This window comes from Thermohalobaculum sediminis (assembly GCF_023487995.1).
Classification (GTDB): Bacteria; Pseudomonadota; Alphaproteobacteria; order Rhodobacterales; family Rhodobacteraceae; genus Thermohalobaculum; species Thermohalobaculum sediminis.
In genome coordinates, this window is the sequence record NZ_JAMFKN010000008.1 from 19,356 (window position 1) to 40,870 (window position 21,515).

General features: G+C 69.7%; 15 protein-coding genes, 1 tRNA gene and 1 pseudogene. 13 read left to right on the top strand and 4 right to left on the bottom strand.

The features are described 5' to 3' along the window. Window positions 1-561 precede the first annotated feature (561 nt). Window positions 562-3,213, bottom strand: a complete 2,652-nt coding sequence (locus tag M1105_RS15325) for an erythromycin esterase family protein (protein WP_249581256.1) — start codon at window positions 3,211-3,213, stop codon at window positions 562-564. Window positions 3,214-4,072: 859 nt separating this feature from the next. On the opposite strand from M1105_RS15325, the gene radC reads away from it, so the two are divergent. From radC to M1105_RS15390, 13 genes and pseudogenes are all read left to right on the top strand, one after another. After that, a complete protein-coding gene (gene radC / locus M1105_RS15330; RefSeq protein ID WP_249581424.1) occupies window positions 4,073-4,819 on the top strand; it encodes a RadC family protein in 747 nt (248 codons plus the stop codon). 55 nt (window positions 4,820-4,874) lie between these two features. Further along, window positions 4,875-4,951: transfer RNA gene (locus M1105_RS15335), tRNA-Arg, on the top strand. A gap of 570 nt (window positions 4,952-5,521) precedes the next feature. Further along, complete coding sequence (locus M1105_RS15340; protein ID WP_249581257.1) at window positions 5,522-6,391, top strand: sulfotransferase family protein; 870 nt, start codon at window positions 5,522-5,524, stop codon at window positions 6,389-6,391. 153 nt (window positions 6,392-6,544) lie between these two features. Continuing rightward, complete coding sequence (locus M1105_RS15345) at window positions 6,545-8,017, top strand: hypothetical protein (protein WP_249581258.1); 1,473 nt, start codon at window positions 6,545-6,547, stop codon at window positions 8,015-8,017. Further along, window positions 7,960-8,130, top strand: a pseudogene (locus M1105_RS15350) (integrase core domain-containing protein); the annotation flags it as partial. The gene M1105_RS15345 and the pseudogene M1105_RS15350, both read left to right, overlap by 58 nt. 97 nt (window positions 8,131-8,227) lie before the next feature. Next, window positions 8,228-10,216, top strand: a complete 1,989-nt coding sequence (locus tag M1105_RS15355; protein ID WP_249581259.1) for a calcium-binding protein — start codon at window positions 8,228-8,230, stop codon at window positions 10,214-10,216. A 190-nt stretch (window positions 10,217-10,406) separates the two neighbouring features. After that, a complete protein-coding gene (locus M1105_RS15360; protein WP_249581260.1) occupies window positions 10,407-11,513 on the top strand; it encodes an MHYT domain-containing protein in 1,107 nt (368 codons plus the stop codon). Window positions 11,514-11,661: 148 nt separating this feature from the next. Continuing rightward, window positions 11,662-12,492 (top strand): FAD binding domain-containing protein, encoded by an 831-nt coding sequence (locus tag M1105_RS15365; protein ID WP_249581261.1) that lies wholly within the window; start codon window positions 11,662-11,664, stop codon window positions 12,490-12,492. Window positions 12,493-12,503: 11 nt separating this feature from the next. Next, window positions 12,504-12,998 carry a (2Fe-2S)-binding protein gene (locus M1105_RS15370; protein ID WP_249581262.1) on the top strand — a complete coding sequence of 165 codons (495 nt, stop codon included), beginning with the start codon at window positions 12,504-12,506 and terminating at the stop codon, window positions 12,996-12,998. Then, window positions 12,995-15,415 (top strand): aerobic carbon-monoxide dehydrogenase large subunit, encoded by a 2,421-nt coding sequence (locus M1105_RS15375; protein ID WP_249581263.1) that lies wholly within the window; start codon window positions 12,995-12,997, stop codon window positions 15,413-15,415. The genes M1105_RS15370 and M1105_RS15375 overlap by 4 nt, the downstream gene beginning before the upstream one ends. Before the next feature lie 186 nt (window positions 15,416-15,601). Continuing rightward, the gene (locus M1105_RS15380) at window positions 15,602-16,459 is read left to right on the top strand and encodes an AAA family ATPase (protein WP_249581264.1); all 858 of its coding nucleotides are present in this window, start codon (window positions 15,602-15,604) and stop codon (window positions 16,457-16,459) included. Continuing rightward, window positions 16,459-17,634 (top strand): vWA domain-containing protein, encoded by a 1,176-nt coding sequence (locus tag M1105_RS15385; protein WP_264759673.1) that lies wholly within the window; start codon window positions 16,459-16,461, stop codon window positions 17,632-17,634. The genes M1105_RS15380 and M1105_RS15385 overlap by 1 nt, the downstream gene beginning before the upstream one ends. A 12-nt stretch (window positions 17,635-17,646) precedes the next feature. Beyond that, a complete protein-coding gene (locus tag M1105_RS15390; RefSeq protein ID WP_249581266.1) occupies window positions 17,647-18,453 on the top strand; it encodes an XdhC family protein in 807 nt (268 codons plus the stop codon). 163 nt (window positions 18,454-18,616) lie between these two features. Here M1105_RS15390 and M1105_RS15395 read toward each other — a convergent pair whose 3' ends face one another. From M1105_RS15395 to M1105_RS15405, 3 genes are read right to left on the bottom strand one after another with little or no spacing between them, the layout of a single operon-like run. Next, window positions 18,617-20,539 (bottom strand): heavy metal translocating P-type ATPase, encoded by a 1,923-nt coding sequence (locus tag M1105_RS15395; protein WP_249581267.1) that lies wholly within the window; start codon window positions 20,537-20,539, stop codon window positions 18,617-18,619. Beyond that, window positions 20,536-20,796 (bottom strand): hypothetical protein, encoded by a 261-nt coding sequence (locus M1105_RS15400; RefSeq protein WP_249581268.1) that lies wholly within the window; start codon window positions 20,794-20,796, stop codon window positions 20,536-20,538. The genes M1105_RS15395 and M1105_RS15400 overlap by 4 nt, the downstream gene beginning before the upstream one ends. Then, window positions 20,793-21,500, bottom strand: coding sequence for a CbiX/SirB N-terminal domain-containing protein (locus M1105_RS15405; RefSeq protein WP_249581269.1), 708 nt, complete (start codon window positions 21,498-21,500; stop codon window positions 20,793-20,795). Before M1105_RS15405 ends, M1105_RS15400 begins: the two co-directional genes overlap by 4 nt. Between the last annotated feature and the right edge of the window lie 15 nt (window positions 21,501-21,515).

Sequence of the window (21,515 nt, forward strand, 5' to 3'; positions counted from 1 at the left end):
TGGGCTGTCCTCCCTTCACGGCGCCAGGCCGGTGCAGCTTCTCCTCCTTACCACATCAGGTTCACCCCGGTTTAGGGACACGCTGGTTTGCAGAGATCGCCTTGCTGAGGCGCATGCAAGGATAGGGAGGAGTGCGGGCGTTCAAGGACAACATTCCAGCCCTCGAACGAGCCCATCGCTCCGTCCTATCGTCCATCCTGAGGGCGAGTTTCGGACGAGATTGACGGGCGAGGTGACTTCTCCTGATCGTTTAAGGCTTAAGGCCACCCCCCGCCGATGGGTTTCGGCGGTGGAATCTCCGAAACGGAGCAAAGGCAGAGCTTCCGCTTGGAGTCGGCACTCAGATAACCGAAGTCTTGATCTTCTTTTTCTTCGATTTAGCCTCCTTTGACTTCGGGATCGTGAGGCTCATTTCACCTTTACCGTGGCTTTACCGGTCGTCATGAGCTGTTTTTGGGCCGATGCACCGTCCCGCCCGAAGCGGCGATCTCTTGCGCACGTGCTGAACGTCCGCCTCTGAGACCGCTGCAATTCGCAAGCACGCCCAAACAGAGAGCCGGCTCACAGACCGAAGGGATAGGTTTCTTGCTCTCCCGACAGTGGTTTGGCAGGCAGCGGAACCACCGCCTGGGTGTGGTCGAACCAGACATAACCGTCGTACTGGGCCGAGAGAATCGCATGGCTGTAGTGGCTCCATCGCTCAGTCTCGGGCCGGTAGATAACGCCGATATACCGCTCGAGCCGCGGCTCGGCCATCGCGGCGCGCAGCGCATCGTTGACCCCGCGCCGAAGGTCGAGCATGAAGCGCGCTCCTCCCGCGGAATGGCAGATGGCCTCGTGGCTGTCGGGGCGCGATGGACGCACCGCCTTGATCTCCATCGGGCCGTCCCAGTCCGAGGCACAGGCGACGGTGCCGGTATGGGTACCGAACCCAATCAGGGCGGCATCCGCCCCCCATTCCTCGCGGCAGAGCTGGCCGATGTTGAGCTCGCCCCGGTTCACGCCCATGTCGGTGACGCGGGCATCGCCGATATGGGAATTGTGCGCCCAGACAACGCACCGCGCGTCCGGCCCGACATGGTTCATGATCTGCTTCAGGGTCTGGAACATATGTGTGTCGCGCAGATTCCAGCTTTCGGCCGAACCGTAATACATCAAGCGGTAATACTTTTCGGCCCCGGCGACGACTCGGGCGTTCTGGACGGCGTCGAACAAGCTTTCACCATTGCGCCGCGCATGCGAAAGCTCTCTTGTGAGCAGATCGACCAGCACCCGCGTCACTGGTTCCTCGCAAAGCGCGTGGCCGCGGGACAATGATACGCGACCGTAGGCGGCGGGCTCGTTGGACCAGGGCACGAGGCATCCGTACCGCCGGCGAGCCTGCACTGCGGCGGCGGGATCGTGCGCATCGAGATAAGCCAGAACCTCGGCGATCGAGTTGAACATGCTGTAGATGTCCAGCCCCTGGAAGCGGACGCGCTTGTCCATAGCCAGGGACGCATTGTGGTCACTAAGCCATGCGATGAAATCGTCCACGTCGCGGTTACGCCACATCCAGGTCGGGAAACGGGAAAATGCTGGCACGTTGCGGCGGCGCTCCGGCAATCCACGTGCGCGGCGGTCCAGGACCGCGGCATCGGGCCAGTCCGCCTCGACCGCGACGATGTTGAAGCCATGCTTCTCGATCAGCCTTCGGGTGATGGCCGCGCGGGCGCGGTAGAACTCCGAAGTGCCGTGCGACGCCTCGCCCAGCAGAACCACGCGGACCGCGCCAAAACGGTCAAAGGCTGCGCCGAAACCCGGGTCGTCTGGGTCGGGCAAAGGTTCGGCCGCGGCGCGGACGGTCTCCTCTGGCGCGGCCGGCGCCTTTTCCTCAATCGCTGGCGGCACCAGCGGGACTTCCGACTCATTAAGGTAGTGCTGGAACCAGGCACCGGCCATGTCGGTGACGGCGTCCAACTCGCCCGCCCCCTCGAACAAATGGCCGGCCCCCGGCACGATGCGCAGAAGCTTCTCACAGCGGAGCGCCGCAAGCGCGCGGCGGTTGAGCTCCAGGACTTGGATATCGCTGCCGCCCACGATCAAGAGCGTCGGCGCCGTCACCTCGCCCAGCCGCGGCCCGGCCAGATCGGGGCGCCCCCCGCGCGAGACCACGGCCGAGACACGCGCACCCAGCTCGCCGGCGGCTAGCAGCGCGGCAGCGGCCCCAGTGCTCGCTCCGAAAAAGCCAAGCGGCAGATTGGCCAGTTCCGGTTCGGCCGCGATCCACAGATCGGTCGTGAGAAGCCGGTCCGCCAGCAGCGGAATGTCGAAGACATTGCGGCGATCCGCGTCCTCCCGTGGCATAAGCAGGTCCATTAGCAGCGTCGCGAAACCCAGATCGTTCAGCCGCTCGGCGACCTCGCGATTGCGCGGGCTCAGGCGGCTCGATCCACTGCCATGGGCAAACAAGATCACCCCCCGCGGATCCGGCGGAACGACCAGATCGCCCTGCAGGCCCAACGGCGGGATTGTCACCGTGCGGCGGAGCGTCGAGCCTGCAAAAGTTGCTTCCGCCACCGTCCATGCCCGGCGCAGATAACCGATGGTCTCTTCGTCGGTGAGCTGGTGAAAATCGGCATAGGCCCCGCCGACGCCGCGGAACTGCGGATCAGCGACAAGACAGATCACCTCATCCGCGATCTCCCGAAGGACCGGGATTTCACCGGCCGGCGCCACCGGCACCGCCACCACCAGCCGCGCTGCACCCCAACGCCGGAGCGCGACAAGCGCGGCCTTCATCGTGGCACCGGTGGCAAGACCATCATCTACGACGATGGCCGTCTTACCCCTGGCATCGGCCCTGCGCCGGTTGCCGAGATACCGTTCGCGGCGGCGCTGCATTTCCCCGACCTGCCGCTCAGTTTCCCGCTCCAGATAGGCCTGATCGGCGCCTGAATCGTGCATCACCTCTTCGTTCACGACCCGCTCGGGCGGATCGCCCTCGACAATGGCAGCAAGCGCGACCTCGGGATTGCGCGGCGCACCGATCTTGCGCACGAGGATCAGATCGAGCGGCGCGCCTAGAGCCTCGGCAATTTCCGCGGCAACCGGTACCCCACCGCGCGGAAGTGCGAATACCACCGGCGCGTCGAAGCTGTGCTTCACCAGTTCAGCAGCGAGCCTGCGCCCGGCATCGCCACGGCTCAAGAATGGCAAGCGGCCCTCTGCCACAGTTGCCCCTCCTCGATCGCGCGTTCGTGGCCAAGTCTACTTCTAGATAGCAAGCGGCCATCAGCCAGTCCTTGATCAACCGCAAGAGTCTCCCAACGCGAGCAGATATCTCCGCCCCCCCTTGGGCTAGGACATTCTCATCAATGTAGGCGAATGTCTGATTTCCCCCGCAAACGCACATCGAGGCCGCCCCGCGAATACCTACGATATGATGCTGTGGGCTTCTAGACTCGCGTATGTGCAGCTTTGATCGTTCGATGACGCATGCTTAGCTCTGAGAGATTAGTAGGGTTTTAGTAGGGGATGTACGTCAAACGTTCGCCCGCGCGGTCCAGCATCATCCAAAGACCGCTCTGGAGATTTCGATTCATATGTAATGGGTTAGACGGCTTCAGCACGATCGATCCAACGCTGTCCAACAGACCGACCTCAAAATTCGTAATGCGTGGGTCGGGGGTTCGAGTCCCTTCTGCGGCACCATCTCTCCCAAGAACGGTTCGGCCGCGGCGCCCTGTCGTTGCCCCTCTCGTTCGCGTGACACGTTCGGCGAGGCGCCATCGGTCCATGCGCCAACCCATCCAGCGCGCGCAGGTCATCGACGCAGGTCGCAGCCATTCATACTTCGCCGAGGCCGGGCGGCCCTTCGCACCGACGCTGATGCAGACTGGAATGACGCTCCGCCCCGAGCCGATGCGGCCACGCGGCGCAGTTCCAGGCATGGTTGCGCGAGGCGTAACGAAATCTAAACCATCCCTGAGCAAGGCTCGGCGGGACTGTCGGCATTGGGTTGCGTGTGAGGGACCGGGTGCGAAAGCGGATGGGGGATCGGGCGGGGTGCGGCATCGCGGGCTTTGCCGACATGCCGTCGGGCGGGCTGTTCGCCGACACGCCCGCGGCATCGGACGCCGGGGCGGCCCCAGCCTCGGTGCAGGAAGTGCCGCACTTCCACCACCACCGCCAGAGACTGCGCCAGCGTTTCCTCGCCGCGGGACCCGACAGCGTTTCGGACTACGAGATGCTCGAGCTCGTGCTGTTCCGCGCAATCCCGCGGCGGGACGTCAAGCCGCTCGCCAAGCAGCTTCTGGCACGCTTCGGCGATTTCAACGCGGTCATCTCGGCACCGCCCTCGCGCCTCGCCGAGGTGACGGGCGCGGGCGAGGCAGTGATCTGCGAGCTCAAGATCGTCGAGGCGGCGGCCCACCGGCTAGCCCGGTCGCGCGTGCTGCACCGCCCGGTCATCACCAGCTGGGGCCAGCTGATGGACTACTGCAAGACCGCGATGGCCCACCGCGAGACCGAGCAGTTCCGCATCCTGTTCCTCGACCGCAAGAACGTGCTGATCGCCGACGAGGAGCAGGCGCGCGGCACGGTCGACCATGTCCCGGTCTATCCGCGCGAGGTCGTCAAGCGCGCACTGGAACTCAACGCCTCGGCGCTGATCCTCGTGCACAACCACCCCTCGGGCGACCCGACCCCAAGCCAGGCCGACATCGACATGACCCGCCAGATCGAGCGCGCGGCCAAGGCGGTGGGCCTCGTCATTCACGACCATGTCGTCGTGGGCAAACAGGCCGATGCGAGCTTTCGCTCGCTGGGGCTGCTGTAACCCCGGCGCAGCCATGTTGCGCCCCGCCACGCGCCCGTGTATAGGCTGCACCCAGGCACCCGTAGCTCAGCTGGATAGAGCGCTGCCCTCCGAAGGCAGAGGCCAGGGGTTCGAATCCCTTCGGGTGCGCCATCAAACCAATGGGTTATACGCGCGGCGCCAAACCTCGGCGTGAGCGTAGTGCGAGCCGGCCCGAGCGTCGGGGAAGTGGCCGAGGCGCCCGCTTGGGGCTGACGCCGCGGCGGCGCTGGCAGTCCTGCGCAAGGCTCGCGCGGCCCCGCCGCTCTCCTCGAACGCCACCGCACCTGGCCCGGCACGCGGCGTCACGACGCTGGGTCACCACCCTATGGCCGTCGGCCTGCGTTCCGCACCGCGGGCCTCGCCTCGCCGCAGGGGCCTTGGCGTGCTCGTGGGACCGAGCACCCCTGCCCGGGTCCTCGATGTCATCCGGGCGGCCCACGTCGATGTCGGCTGCGATCTCGCGGGCCCCGGAGTTGGGCGCCACAGTCCGGACGCCCACGTCGAAGCGGGCCGCCGTCTCTCGCAGGCGCATGCACTGGGCGCTACAGTCCGGGCCGCCCACATGATCGCCGATCGCCTCGGGCCGGGCGCACGGGCGCATTCCCGGGAGTTGCAGCGCGCCCTATTGCTGCCATCTTGCATAACTAGCCGGGAACCCGGGGAATACGCAGGGAGGGGCGCGTGCAGCAGAAGATCCATTTCATCTCGGGCCTGCCGCGCTCGGGCTCGACACTCCTCTCGGCGATCCTGCGGCAGAACCCGCGAATCCATGCGGGCATGACCAGCCCGGTGGGCCCCGTGTTCAACGCCTGTCTGACCGCGATGGGGGCCGAGAACGAGTTCTCGGTGTTCTTCAAGGAGGAGCAGAAGCGCGACATCCTCCACGCCATCTTCGACGGCTACTACCGCCATGTCGAGGCGACGGGGCTCGTGTTCGACACAAACCGCATGTGGACCAGCCGGGCGGCGGCCGTGCGCAAGCTGTTCCCGCAGGCCAGGATGATCTGCTGCGTGCGCAACCCCGCCTGGGTGATGGATTCGGTCGAGCGGCTGATCCGCAAGAACGCCTTCGACGTGAGCCGCATCTTCACCAACGCGCAGGAGCGCTCGACCGTCTACACCCGCGCCGACGCGCTCCTGAACCCGCACCGGATGATCGGCTTCGCCTGGTCGGCACTGAAGGAGGCCTATTACAGCGAGGACAGCGACATGCTGCTGCTGGTCGACTACGACCTCCTCGCCAGCCGCCCCGCCGAGGTGCTGCCGCTGATCTACAAGTTCATCGGCGAGGAGCCCTTCGATCACGATTTCGAGAACGTCGAATACGAGGCTGAGGATTTCGACAGCCAGCTCCTCGCCAAGGGCCTCCACCGCGTCCGCGGCAAGGTCGAGTTCCGGCCGCGGCCGACCGTGCTGCCGCCCGACCTGTTCAAGCGTTTTCAAGATCTTGTGTTCTGGCAGGACGCGCGCGGCACCCGCGCGCACCGCATCGTCGTGACGCAGGACCCGCCGCCGGGCGCGCAGGCGTCGGAGGACGGCCAGAGTCGTTGACACCGACGGCGTGTGGAATCACCATTCCGCATCCGCAAGCAAGAAATTCAAGCGTTTCCCATTATCGCGTAGGAGGGGGCAATCGCGACAACGACGGGCGACGGCTTTATCGGGGCAAACTACATAGCCGCCGGTTACACGGGCAACGGCACCGTGACGATCGATTCGGGAGCCTACAACACCGGCTACATCGGATCGGGGTATAACGCGTCGGGCCTCTCCGGCATCGTCACGATCACCGGACCTCTGACTTCGGTCGATGTCGGCGATGGCGCGCCCGGGTCGTCCGGTGGCATCTATGTCGGCGTTTCCACCGGTTATGGCCCTGCCTACGGCAATCTCTACATCACCAGCGGCGCCTCCGTCGTCTCGACCAACAGCGGATACTGGAACGGTTCTTACGTCGTCGGAGGTTACGACAACGTTAAGGCCGGGTTCGGTGCAGGGTCCTACGGCTACATCACCGTCGACGGCGCGGGATCGGAACTGATCGCACAGGGCGCCTCGGCGCGCATCACGATCGGCCGCTATGGCGGGCTTGGCGAGCTCCAGGTCTCGAACGGTGCGCTCGTCGAAACGCTGATCCTCGATGTCGGCCGAGATGGCGGCATCGGCGGCGTCAACATCTTCGGCGGAGGCACGCTGCGGATCACCAACGATTCCGGCCTTTGGGGAGCGCCCGGCTACGAAGGGCAGGCTGGCATTGCCACCTTCGGACGGGGCGCCGGCGGCAACGGGCTTCTCCTGATGTCCAGCGGCGGGCAGTTCATCGTCGAGAACACCGACGGCCTGACGGATACGCCGATCCTTCGCTTCGGCCGCGACAGCGGCTCGGCGGGCTACGCATACATTTCGGGTGCGGGCACCGAGTTGAACGTGATCCAGCACGGGGCCCAGGGCGACGATTACTCCGGCGGGTCGATCCTGAACATCGGCGAGGGCGGCCTCGGCATCGTCAACGTCTCGGACGGCGCTCAGATCAACGTGCTGGGCGACCAGGCCCTCCTGCAGATCGCGCGTGGCCGGAACGGATCGGCAGACAGCATCGAGAGCCAGCTCAACATCACCGGCGGCGCGGACGTGCTGGTCGATTCACAGGGCTACCAGGGCGCCGGGATCCGCGTGGCGCGCGTCGCTGGCTCGAACGGCGCGATCCTCGTCGATGGCGCTGGTTCGACACTGACCGTGACCTCCAGCAGCGACGTCGCCGGCGATTACGGCACCGGCTCGATCGTGATCGGCGAGAACGGCGAGGGCACGCTCGAGGTGTTCAACGGCGGCGCGGTCGAGGCGCGCTCGCTGCGCGTGGGCCAGAACTCGCCGCTCACCGACCCCGACACGCCCGGCCTCGGCGCGGCCGAGGTCACCATCGCCTTGGGCGGCACGGTGACGCTGACCGCGCTCGACAGCACCGCCTATCGCGGGCTGCAGGTCGCCACGGGCGTCGGCAGCTATGGCGTCGTCAACATCGACGGCGAGGGGTCGAGCCTGATCTCGCAGGGCGGCGCGGGCCGCTTCGAGGTCGGGCGCTACGGCACCGGCCGCGTGAACATCACCAATGGCGGCGACGCGACGAGTTCCTCAACGGCGAGATCTTCTACTCGCTCCGCGAGGCCCAGATCCTGATCGAACAATGGCGCCGCCTCTACAACACCGTCCGGCCGCATAGCGCTCTCGCATACCGGCCGCCAGCGCCGGAGGTCATCACTTCAATCGACCGAGCGCCTGCCATGCACTAACAATCAACTTGGACCGACCAATCTGGGCCACTCACTCCTTCTGGTCGGAGCCGCCTTCGATGCCGACACGCAGACCTCGGACCCGGCAAATGGCGGCGTGGGCGTCCTGGTGATTACCAGCGGCGCAGAGGTAACCGCGACCTCGACGCTGGTGGGCGCGACCGGGAGCATTGCCGGCGACGGCACCGTCACGAGCGATGTGGCGCTTGTCGGCGGGCGGCTCTCGCCCAATGGCGCGCTGGGCATCGTGGGCGGGCTGACGGCAGATGCGGACTCGACGCTCCTGCTCGAGATGACGAGCTTCGCGCCCGGCCAGTTCGACACGCTGTCGGTGAGCGGTACGGCTGTGATCGCCGCGGCGGCGCTCGATATCGTGTTCCCGGCGGCGCCGACGGCGGCGGGGACGACGGCGACGCTGGTCTCGGCGGGCGATCTCGAACTCACGAACCTCACGCTCGCGGGGCTGTTCGCCGACGAGGGCGGCGTGCCGCCGATCGGGGCGACCACGCTTGACGGCGAGGTGCAGGCCTTCCTCGTGGCCGACACCGGCAGCGCGCTCGCCGTCACCGCCCTCGGGCCGGACGGCGCGAACCCGACCGGCCGCGTCGACCTCGGCGAACTGGTCGCCGAAGGGGTGACGGTGAAAGCGGTCAACGGCACAGGCGTCGGTTCGGGCGGCGGGCTCGACGGCTTCGCCTTCTTCGGCGTGACGGCCGTGTCGGGCACGGCCGGGGCGGACGCCATCACCCTGCTGACGACCTCGGCAGTGACCATCGAGGGCCGCGGCGGCGACGACCGCCTGCAAGGCGCATCGGGCAACGACCTGCTCGACGGCGGCGATGGGAACGACAGCCTGATCGGCGGTGTCGGCAAGGACATGCTGCTCGGCGGGGCCGGCGACGACACGCTCGAGGGCAACAACGGCAAGGACACGCTCGATGGCGGCGATGGAAGCGACCTGCTGCAGGGCGGCCTCGGCAACGACCGGCTGCTCGGCGGCTCGGGCGCCGACACGCTCGAGGGCAGCGATGGAAACGACCGGCTCGAGGGGCAGGCGGACGACGACCTCCTCGACGGCGGCATTGGCGCCGACATCCTGCTGGGCGGCTTCGGCAACGACACGCTGCTGGGCGGCGACGGCAACGACCGCCTGATCGGCGCCGGTGGCAACGACACGCTGTTCGGGGACGACGGCGACGACACGCTGACCGGGAACAACGGCACCGACCACCTCGAGGGCGGCGCCGGCAATGACCGGCTGATCGGCGACCTCGGCAACGACACGCTGCTGGGCGGCGACGGCGACGATCGGCTCGACGGCGAGGAGGACAACGACCTGATGGATGGCGGCGCCGGCGCCGACCTCCTGATTGGCGGGTTCGGCAACGACACGCTGTCGGGCGGGGACGACGACGACCACCTGATCGCGGGCGGCGGCAATGACACGCTGTTCGGCGATGCTGGCAACGACACCCTGGAAGGCAACAACGGCAGCGACTTCCTCGATGGTGGCGACGGCGACGACGTGCTGCTCGGAGGCCTGGGCAACGACCGGCTGCTGGGTGGCACGGGGGCCGACACGCTCGACGGAAGCGACGGCAATGACCGGCTGGAGGGCGAGGCCGACGACGATGCCCTGTCGGGCGGAGCGGGTGACGACGTCCTGCTCGGCGGCTTCGGCAACGACACGCTCCACGGAGGCGGCGACGACGACTTGCTCGTAGGTGCGGGGGACGACGACGCGCTGTTCGGCGACGGCGGCAACGACGTGCTCGAGGGCAACAACGGGAGCGACCTTCTGGTCGGCGGCGAGGGTGACGACCTGCTGGCCGGCGGGCTCGCGGCCGACATCTTCGCCTTCGTCTCGGACGCCGACGGGGCGGATACGATCCTCGACTTCGAGGACGGGCTCGACCTGATCCAGTTCGACGGCATCACCGGCGTCGCGGGGTTCGACGACCTCGTCATCACCAGCGCGGGCGCCGACAGCCTGATCACTGCGGGCAGCGTGACGGTGCTGGTCGCGGGCGTCGCCACGGGCGATCTCACCGCCGACGATTTCATCTTTGGGCCACTCGTCACCTGACGCAGCAACCTGCGACTATACCGGCACGCAGGGCCCCGGCGCACCCCGCGCCGGGGCCCTCTTCACGCCTCCCGCGAGACCATGGCGAAGACGGCATCGCCCTTGTATAGTCGGCCCCATGGCAGTGCCGAAATCCATGCGAGGCCGGACCGAACCATGACGTGGCGCCTGCGATCGGGGCGGTGACGGGATGCTGGTGGTCAGCTACAGCCCGCTTCTCGTGACCGCGGCGGCGCTGATTGCGCTGATGGCCGCATTCACCGGGCTGAGCCTCACCAACGGTCTGTCGCGCCTGCCCGCGGCCCAGCGCAAGCCGATGATCGTCAAGGCCGCCATCGTGCTGGGCGGCGGCGTGTGGTCCACGCATTTCGTGGCGATGCTGGCGCTCGACCTGCCGGTCGAGGTGTTCTACGACCCCGTGCTAACGCTGGCCTCGGCGCTGATCGCCATCCTGATGGCGGGGGCCGCATTGCTTCTGCTGCATTTCGGGCCGCGCTCGGACCGGCGCATCGCGGTGGCGGGGGCGGTGATGGGCCTCGGCGTCGTCGCGATGCACTACACCGGCATGTACGGGATGCGCGGCTGCACGCCCCTTTTCGGCACCACCGGCTACGCGGTCTCGACGACGCTCGCGATCCTCATCAGCTTCGGCGCGCTGAAGGCGGCTTACGGCGAGCGCACGCTGAGGGGCATCGTCGCGGGGGCGGTGATCTATGCGCTCGCGATCCTCGCGATGCACTTCTCGGCGATGTACTGGACCGGCTTCGTCGCGGTCGAGGCCCTGCGCGTCTCGGCCCCCATGGTGTCGAACCACGTGCTCGCGATGCTGGTGGTGTTCGCGGCGTTCCTGATCTGTGGCGCCTTCCTTCTGACGACCGCGACACTGAGCGAGCTTGCCGCAGGCCCCGCCCGCGCGACCGAGCCCTCGCCCGAACCCTTGCCGGCGCGCCCCGCCCCGCGCCCGACCACCCGGCTGCCTTACGAGCGCGACGGACGCACCTTCTTCACGCCGCTCGCCGAGGTGATCGCCATTCAGGCCGAGGGGCGCTACACGCGGCTTCTGCGCGCGGGCGACGCGCTGTTCTGCCCGCTGCCGATCAACCGGCTGGCGGAGGATCTGGAAGGCCAGGGCTTCATCCGCACGCATCGCAGCTATCTGGTGAACCTCGCGCATGTGCGCGGGTTCGAACGGCGCAAGGATCAGGGCGCCTGCCTCTTCGACCCGCAGATCAGGGTTGCGCCTGTGCCGGTCAGCCGGGCCAACCTGCCGGTCACGATGAAGGCCATTGGCGTCTGAAATCGCCGTTCGTGCGGCTGAGGCGCATTTCGTGCGGCGCCGGCGCAGGTAACGCCACTGCGAATTGCCTTCGCGCGGCCCGACACTATCGACTCGACCCATAACGAGAACGGCGCCGTCAGCGCCGGCACCAACGGAGGAGACGACCTTGATACCGGGAGCCTTCGACTATCACCGCCCCACGACGCTGGCCGAGGCCACCGGCCTTCTGGCCGAGCATGGCGACGCCGCCCGCGTGCTGGCCGGCGGCCACAGCCTGATCCCGATGATGAAGCTGCGCATGGCAGCGCCCGAGCATCTCATCGACCTCGCCGCCATCGAGGCGCTGCGCGGCATCGCGCTTGGCACCGAGATCCGCATCGGCGCGATGGTCACACAGGCCGAGCTGATCGCGCATGAGGGGCTCGCGGCCGCCTGCCCCATCCTGCGCGAGGCGGCGCTGCAGATCGCCGACCCGCAGGTGCGCTATGTCGGCACCGTGGGCGGCAATGTCGCCAATGGCGATCCCGGCAACGATATGCCGGGGCTGATGCAGTGCCTTGGCGCGCGCTATGCCCTGACGGGTCCCGATGGCTCGCGCGAGGTGGCGGCACGCGACTTCTACCACTCGGCCTATGTCACCGAGCGGGCCGAGGACGAGATCCTGACCGCGATCCTCATCCCCCACCCCGCCCCCGGCACCGGCTACGCCTACGAGAAGCAGAAGCGCAAGATCGGCGACTACGCGACGGCCGCGGCGGCCGTGATGGTGGGCAGGAGCGCGGCGTCCATCGCCATGACCAACCTCGCCGACCGGCCCATCTGGTCGCAGGCCGCGGGCGCCGCGCTGGCATCCGGCGATGTTGCCGGCGCGGTGGCGGCGGCGTTGTCCGAGATCGACCCGTCCGACGACAACCGGGGCCCCGCCGAGTTCAAGCGCCATGTCGCCGGCGTGATCCTCAAGCGGGCCATCGAACGCGCCCGCGCGCGTGCAGCCTGAGGGAGGGTGGAATGGCAAAGACGCACATCAAGATGACCGTCAACGGCCAGCCGGTCGAGGCGCTGGCCGAGCCGCGGACCCTGCTGATCCACTTCCTGCGCGAGGAACTGGGCATCACCGGCCCCCATATCGGCTGCGAGACGTCGCATTGCGGCGCCTGCACGGTCGATCTCGACGGCCGCTCGGTCAAGTCCTGCACCCTGTTCGTGGGCCAGGCGCAAGGCGCGCAGATCACCACGGTCGAGGGGCTGGTGAACCCCGACGGCTCGCTCGGCGTGCTGCAGGAGATGTTCCGCGAGCACCACGGCCTGCAATGCGGCTTCTGCACCCCGGGCATGATCACCCGCGCGCATCGCCTGTTGCAGGAGAATCCCGCGCCGTCCGAGGAGGACGTCCGCTTCGGCATGTCCGGCAATCTCTGCCGCTGCACGGGCTACCAGAACATCGTCAAGGCAATCATGGCCGCAGCGGCCGTGCTGCGCGGCGAGAAGGAGGCCGCGGAATGAACGAGATGACCCCGAACCAATCCGAGCGCGCCGAGAAGCTCAAGGGCCTCGGCAGCAGCCGCAAGCGCGTCGAGGACGTGCGCTTCACGCAAGGCAAGGGCAATTATGTCGATGACATCAAGCTGCCGGGCATGCTGTTCGGCGACTTCGTGCGCTCACCTTATGCCCATGCCCGCGTGGTCTCGATCGATGCCGATGCCGCGAAGGCCCTGCCCGGCGTCGTCGCGGTCCTGACCGCGGCCGACCTCGCGCCGCTGGGGCTGCACTGGATGCCGACGCTCGCGGGCGACAAGCAGATGGTGCTCGCGGATGGCAAGGTGCTGTTCCAGGGGCAGGAGGTGGCCTTCGTCGTCGCCACCGACCGCTACGCCGCCGCGGACGCGGTGGAACTGATCGAGGTCGAATACGAGGAACTCCCCGTCGTCACCGACCCCTTCAAGGCGCTGGAACCGGGCGCGCCCGTGCTGCGCGAGGACCTCGCCGGCAAGACCGAAGGCGCTCACGGCCCGCGCCGCCACCACAACCACATCTTCACCTGGGAGCAGGGCGACAAGGACGCGACCGAGCAGGTGCTCTCCGGCGCCGACGTGGTGGCCGAGGAGATGATCTACTACCACCGCACCCACCCCTGCCCGCTCGAGACCTGCGGCTGCGTCGCCTCGATGGACAAGGTGGCGGGCAAGCTCACCGTCTGGGGCACCTTCCAGGCGCCGCATGCGGTGCGCACGGTGGCCTCGCTCATCTCGGGCATTGCCGAGCACAACATCCGCATCATCAGCCCCGACATCGGCGGCGGCTTCGGCAACAAGGTCGGGGTCTATCCGGGCTATATCTGCTCCATCGTGGCCTCGATCGTGACGGGCAAGCCCGTGAAATGGGTCGAGGACCGGATGGAGAACCTCATGGCCACCGCCTTCGCCCGCGACTACTGGATGAAAGGGCGGATCGCGGCGACGAAGGACGGCAAGATCACCGGCCTCTGGTGCCACGTCACCGCCGACCATGGCGGCTTCGACGCCTGCGCCGACCCCACCAAGTTTCCGGCGGGCTTCTTCAACATCTGCACCGGCAGCTACGACATCCCCGTGGCATATCTCGCCGTCGATGGCGTCTACACCAACAAGGCGCCTGGGGGCGTGGCCTATCGCTGCTCGTTCCGCGTGACCGAGGCCGCCTATTTCATCGAGCGGATGATCGAGGTGCTCGCCATCAAGCTCGGGATGGACGCGGCCGAGCTGCGCCGCGTCAACTTCATCCGCAAGGACCAGTTCCCCTATCACTCGGCGTTGGGATGGGAGTACGACTCGGGCGATTACCACACCGCCTGGGACAAGGCGCTGGCCGCCGTCGGCTACGAGGACCTGCGCGCCGAGCAGGCCGACCGGATCGAGGCGTTCCGGCGCGGCGAGACGCGCAAGCTGATGGGCATCGGACTGACGTTCTTCACCGAGATCGTGGGCGCGGGGCCGGTCAAGAACTGCGACATCCTCGGGCTTGGGATGTTCGACTCTTGCGAGATCCGCATCCACCCCACCGGATCGGCCATCGCGCGGCTCGGCACCATCTCCCAGGGGCAGGGCCACGCAACGACCTTCGCCCAGATTCTCGCGTCGGAAATCGGGCTCCCGGCCGATGACATCACGATCGAGGAGGGCGACACCGACACCGCGCCTTACGGGCTGGGCACCTACGGGTCGCGCTCGACGCCGGTGGCGGGGGCGGCGACCGCGATGGCCGGGCGCAAGATCCGCGCCAAGGCGCAGATGATCGCGGCCTACCTGCTCGAGGTCCACGACGACGACGTGGAATGGGACGTCGACCGCTTCGTGGTCAAGGGCGCGCCCGAGCGCTTCAAGACCATGAAGGAGATCGCCTTCGCCGCCTACAACCAGGCGATCCCCGGGCTCGAGCCGGGGCTCGAGGCGGTCAGCTACTACGATCCGCCCAACATGACCTACCCCTTCGGCGCCTATGTCTGCGTCGTGGACGTCGACGTGGACACAGGCGTCACCGACATCCGCCGCTTCTACGCGCTCGACGACTGCGGGACGCGGATCAACCCGATGATCATCGAGGGACAGGTCCATGGCGGGCTGACCGAGGCGCTCGCCATCGCCATGGGGCAGGAGATCGCCTATGACGAGATGGGCAACGTCAAGACCGGCACGCTGATGGACTTCTTCGTGCCGACGGCGTGGGAGACGCCTCACTACGAGACCGACTGGACCACCACTCCCTCGCCGCATCACCCGATCGGTGCGAAGGGCGTGGGCGAGAGCCCCAATGTCGGCGGAGTGCCCTGCTTCTCGAACGCGGTCAACGACGCCTTCCGCGCCTTCGGCCACGTCCACGCCCACATGCCGCACGACCACTGGCGGGTCTGGAAGATCGCCCATGACCTCGGCCTGCACGGCTGATAGCGGGGCGCAGGCGCGGCGCCTCCCCGCTGCCCCGGCCCTCGAGCCGGGGCGCTCCCGGACCGCGCCTGCCGTTCCGACGAGGCCCCGGGTCAATCCCGGGGCAGCGGCGGGCGGAGCGCCGGGCAACCTCGCTGCCCCGGCCTCCGAGCCGGGGCCTCGCTGCACGACCCGAGGCGCCGAGCGATGACCTACCGCGACCTCCAGCACCGCCTTGCGCAGACCGGCTACGTCGCCGACGACGCCCTCGCCATGGCGCTGCATCTCGCCCTCGCGCTCGGCCGACCGCTGCTGGTGGAAGGGCCCGCCGGCGTCGGCAAGACCGAGATCGCTAAGGCGCTGGCGGCGGTGAGGGGCGCCCGCCTCATCCGGCTGCAATGCTACGAGGGGCTCGACGCCTCGGCCGCGATCTACGAATGGAACTACCAGCGCCAACTCCTCGCCATCCGCGCCGCCGAGGGGGTGGGCGAGGATGCGCTGTTCACCGAGAAATACCTGCTCAAGCGCCCGCTCCTCGAGGCGATCACGCAGGACAAGCCACCCGTCCTCCTGATCGACGAGATCGACCGTGCAGACGAGGAATTCGAGGCCTACCTGCTGGAAATCCTGTCGGACTTCCAGATCACCGTGCCCGAGCTTGGCACCATCGCGGCCACCTCGCGCCCGATGGTGATCCTCACCGCGAACGGCACCCGCGACCTCTCGGACGCGCTGAGGCGGCGCTGCCTCTATGTCCATGTCTCCTACCCCTCGCCCGAGGCCGAGCTTGCGATCCTCGCGCGCCGCGCGCCGGGGATCGAGGCGCGCCTCGCCCGTCAGATCGTCGGCGTCGTGCAGGCGCTGCGCCGCGAGGAGCTCGAGAAAAAACCGGGCGTGGCCGAGATGCTGGACTGGGCCGCGGCGCTATCCGGGCTTGGCGTCAACGACCTCGCGGACGACCCGGCGGCAGTGCAGGCGAGCCTCGTGTGCCTGCTGAAGACCGCGGCCGACCGCGACGCCGTGCCGCCCGAGGTGCTGGCGCGCCTGGTCGGGCGGGCCGCGTGATGCGCCCCACGCGCTTTCCCGCCCGCGCCACGGGCCCGGCCGAGCGGGTCGCGGGCTTCATCGCGCATCTGCGGCTCAACGGGCTCGGCGCGGGCCCCGCCGAGACCGCGGGCGCGCTGGCGGCGCTCGGCCATGTCGACCCGCTCGACGCGGGCGAAGTGCGGCTTGCGCTCCGCGCGGCGCTTGCCCGCGATGCCGAGAGCTGGGAGCGCTTCGACGACCTCTTCGACGCGTGGTGGTTCAACGCGGGCCGCATTAGTCCGGCCGAGCCGCGGGCGAACGCGCGGACCACCCCCGCGCGCCCGGCGCTGTGGCGCGTGCATCTGGGCGAGGACGGCACCGCCCCCGCGCCGGAGGGCAGCGCCGCCCCCGGCGAGGGCGAGGCCGAGGGCACCGAGGGCCGCCTGATCGCCACCCGCACCGCCTCGCTCGCGCAGCGCGACCTGCGCGAGCTGATGGACCCCGAGACGCTGGCGGCGGCCGAGCGCGTCGCCGGCGACCTCGCTCGGGCGCTCAGGGACCGCCGCTCGCGCCGCCGTCGCGCGGCAAACCGGGGCGCGGCGCTCGACCTCCGGCGCATCCTGCGGCGCAGCCTCGCGCGCGGGGGCGAGCCGCTCGACCTCGCCCGCCGACGCAGGCCCGACCGCCCGGTGCGGATCGTCGCGCTCTGCGACGTCTCGGGTTCGATGGCCACACATGCGCGCATTTTCCTCGCCTTCCTCAAGGGGCTGACCGACGCCGACACCACGGCCGACGCCTACCTGTTCCACACTCGGCTGATGCGCGTGACGCCGGCCCTGCGCGACCGCGACCCGCTGCGCGCGGCGGCGCGGCTCTCGCTGATGGCCGAGGGCTTCGGCGGCGGCACCGACATCGCGGGCGCGGTCGCGGCCTTCAACGACGGCTACGCCGCTCGCGCCGTGACCCGGCGGACGGTGGTGCTGATCCTGTCGGACGGCTACTGCACCGCGCCGCCGCAGGCGTTGTCGGACGCGCTCGCCCGCCTGCGCCGCCGGGCGGGCCGGATCGTCTGGCTCAACCCGCTGGCGGGCTGGGACCGGCACGCCCCCGTCGCGCGCGGCATGGCGGCGGCGCGGCCGCATCTCCACGCGCTTCTGCCCGCCGACAGCATCGCGGCGCTCGCGGCGCTGGAACCCGAATTCGCGAAGCTCTGAAAGGGCCCCGCCATGTCCGGCTTCGACATCTTCGACACCATCGAACGGCTGCGCCGCACCGGGCGGCCGTTCTGCCTCGCGACCGTGGTGCGCACGGCGGACGTGACCTCGGCGAAGGCGGGCGCGAAGGCCGCGGTGACGGAAGGCGGCGAGGTCCTCGGCCATCTCGGCGGCGGCTGCGTGCAGCGCGCGGTGCGGAGTGCGGCGGCCGAGGCGCTGGCGAGCGGCCAGACCCGGCTGATCCGGGTGAAACCTGCCGAAAAGGTGGTCACGATGACCGACGCGGACGGCGTGCAGCTCTACCGCAGCGGCTGCCCCTCGGGCGGCACGGCCGACATCCTGATCGAGCCCTACAGCCTGCCGCCGCAGCTCGTGATCTTCGGCGCGAGCCCCATCGCGCGGGCGATCACCGCGCATGGCCTGCTGATGGGCTACCGCGTGGCCGTGACCGGGGCCGAGGCGACGGATGGCGCGCGCGCAGTCGCGCCCGAGGACCTCGCGCGGCTGGACGAGGGCGATTTCGTCGTCGTCGCCTCGCAGGGTCAGGGCGATCTCGCGGCACTGCGGGCGGCACTCGCGTCGCCCGCCCGCCATGTCGCGATGGTGGCAAGCCGCGTCAAGGCGGCGGCGCTGACCGAGCGCCTCGCGGCGGAAGGAATGTCGGCGGACCGGATCGCGCGGCTGAAGTCGCCTGCGGGGCTCGACCTCGGCGGCATCGATCCGCACGAGATCGCCGTCTCGGTGATCGCCGAGATCGTGCGCTGGCGCAACGCCGCGGGACGTGGCGAGGTCGGCGAGGTATCAGGCCCCGGCGCCTGAGACGACTTTTCCTCGAGTCCGGCCGATGCCGTCATGACTATGCTGTTCTCGCCCCGGGGCCTCACGTCGTCGGCGGCGCGGTGCGAGGCCCCGGCGCGGAGGCCGGGGCGGCGGAAGTCCCCATGATCGGTTCCGGTCGATGCAAGCCGGTATCAGCCGCCCATCAGCGTCTCATCCGGCCGCCCCCTGTCTCGCGGAGGTCGGTCGCCCGCGCAACGGCTTCGCCCGCCTCGGGCCGGCCGGGCCCGATCCGCAGCGCCCGCAGCGCGTTGAGGATGACGGCCACGTCGATCGCCTCCTGCAACAGCGCCCCCTGCACCGGGGTGATGTGGCCGAGCGCCGCCGCGATCATCCCCGCGAGCGAAAGCCCGATCCCTGCCATCACGCTCTGCATCGCGATGGCACGCGCGCCCCGGGCGATCTCGATCCCCGGCAGGATGCGGTCGAGCCGGTCGACCAGCAGCACCACGTCCGCCGCCTCGGCCGAGGCCGCCGTGCCGCGAGCGCCCATCGCGACGCCCACATCGGCGGCGGCGAGCGCGGGGGCGTCGTTCACCCCGTCGCCGATCATCATCACGGGGCCGACCTTGCGCTCGGTCACCACGACCAGCACCTTCTGGTCCGGGCTCAGTTCCGCGCGCACTGCGTCGAAGCCCAGCCCCTCGGTGACCGCCTCGGCCACCACGCGCCGGTCGCCGGTGGCGAGCACGATGCGCTCGACCCCGAGGCGCCTCAGCGCCGCGAGGAAATCGCCCGTTCCCGCGCGCAGCGCGTCCGCGAGCGTCAGCGTCGCGGCAAGCTGTCCATCGACCGCCACGCTGACCGTGACGGAGCCCGGCTCGGATCCGCCGCCCTCCGGCGCGTCGAGCCCCAACCGCCGCGCCACGAAGCCGGGGCCGCCGACCACCACGGCGCGACCCTCGACCCGGCCGTCGACTCCCTCGCCGGGCGTCTCGACCGCTCCCTCCGGGATGCCGAGGCCGAGCCCGCGACCACGCGCCTCGGCGACGATGGCCTGCGCGACCGGGTGTTTCGAGGCCTGTTCGAGCGATGCCGCGAGGCGCAGGATCTCGTCCTCGGCCAGCGTGTCGTGGCGCTCGATCGCGACCAGCCCCGGGCGCCCGTCGGTCAGCGTGCCGGTCTTGTCGATGACGATGCCGCGCACCTGACCCAGCACCTCCAGCACCTTGGCGCCCTTGATCAGCACCCCCTGATGCGCGGCCCGCGACAGCCCGGCTACCAGCGCCACGGGAACGGCGAGGATCAGCGGGCAGGGCGTCGCGACCACCAGCACCGCGACCGCCCGGATCGGGTCGCCGGTGACCGACCAGGCGACCCCCGCAATCGTCAGCGTCAGCGCCAGGAACCCCATGGCGTAGCGGTCCGCCATCCGCGCCATCGGTGCGCGGGAGGCTTGCGCCTGCTCGACCAGCCGCACGATCCCGGCATAGGTGCTCTCGGCGGCGCGGCGCGTGGCCATGAGGTCGAAGGCACCGCCCGCATTGGTCGAGCCGCTCATCACCGCCTCGCCCGAGCCGCGGCGCACCGGGAGAGACTCTCCCGTAAGCGCCGATTCGTCGAGCAGCGCGAGCCCGCCCGCCACGCTGCCGTCCACCGGCGCGATGTCGCCCTGCCGGATCATCAGCCGGTCGCCCGGCGCGATGGCGTCGAGCGGCACCTCCTCGAGCCCGCCATCGCGGTGGCGCAGCGCCGTGCGTGGGACGCGCGACAACAGGTCCGTCATCTCGCGCCGCGCCCGGTGGGACGCGAAGTCCTCGAGATGCTGGCCCCCCGCATACATCAGCGCGACGACCGCGGCGGCGAGCGTCTCGCCGAACACCAGCGCCGCGGTCATCGACACCGCCGCCACGATGTCGAGCCCGGTCTCGCCCCGGCGCAGGGTGGTCACGATCTCGACGACCAGCGCGCCCAGAACCGGCAGGGTCGCCAGCATCCAGACCGCCGATGCCGCGCCCGCCTGCCCGCCCCACCAGAGCCCGAGGCCGGCCGCGAGCCCCAGCGCCGGAAGCGCGACCAGGCCGGGCTTGGCGGCGCGGCGCAGGGCGTCGAGATCGGGGAGCGTCATCCGCGCGGACCGCCGGGCCCCGCGTCGGCCTCGTCCATCAGCCGGCGCAGGCGCCGCCCGGCCCACCATGTCGCGGGCACCCCCAGCGGCAACGCCCAGATCAGCGCCGTCACCGGGTCGAGCGCCGGCAGGCCCAGCGCCTGCCCCATCAGCCCGAGGAAGAACAGGTTGATCGCGACCGTCCCCGCCGCCGCTGGATAGAGCAGGAGTCCCAGCCGCCAGACCGGCCAGCGCCCGTCCCGAGGTACCGCGCTCACGCCGCGCGCCTTTCGAGATGCGCGCCCAGGGCCGCCGCGATCAGCGCGGGGATGCCCTCGTCGGTGCCGATGGGGTCGAGCAGCGGACCGCCGAAGCCCGCCTCGGCCAGCGCCTCGGGCAGGTCCTGCTCGACATGGCCCGCGCGCCCGGCGAACAGCGGCAGGCACAGCGCCGGCCCCTCGATCCGCGCGGCGTCGGCGAGATAGGGCGCCTCGTCGACATAGCCCGTGCGCACCGCGGCAAAGACACCCGTCGCGGCGACGGCGCGGGCCACCCGCTCGGCGGCCGCGCGCGGGCGGGCGTCGCTGGGCGAGCCATGGGCGGCGATCAGCAGGGTCGCGGCACCCGGCACGATCCCCGCAGCCTCGGCACCCTCGCGCGCACGGTGTAGGCACAGCCCGGGTAGTGCGGGGTCGAGGCCCAGCGGCGCCAGCACCTCGGCCCCGACGGCGCCCGCGAGCCGCAGGCGCCGGGGAAGTTCGTCGCTCACGAACCAGCCATCGGCCATGAAGTGCGGATAGACCAGAAGCGGCGCGCCGGTCGCGCGCAACGCCCCCACCGCGGCGCCCAGCGCGCCATGCGCGGCCAGAGTCGCGCCGCGCACCTGCCAGCCGGGGAGGTGCTTCGCCACGCGCGCGGCCAGCGCCCGCATCGCTGCCTCGGGCCCGTCGGGGGCCGAGGGCGAGCCGTGCGCGACGATCAACGCCGCGCCCGCCGG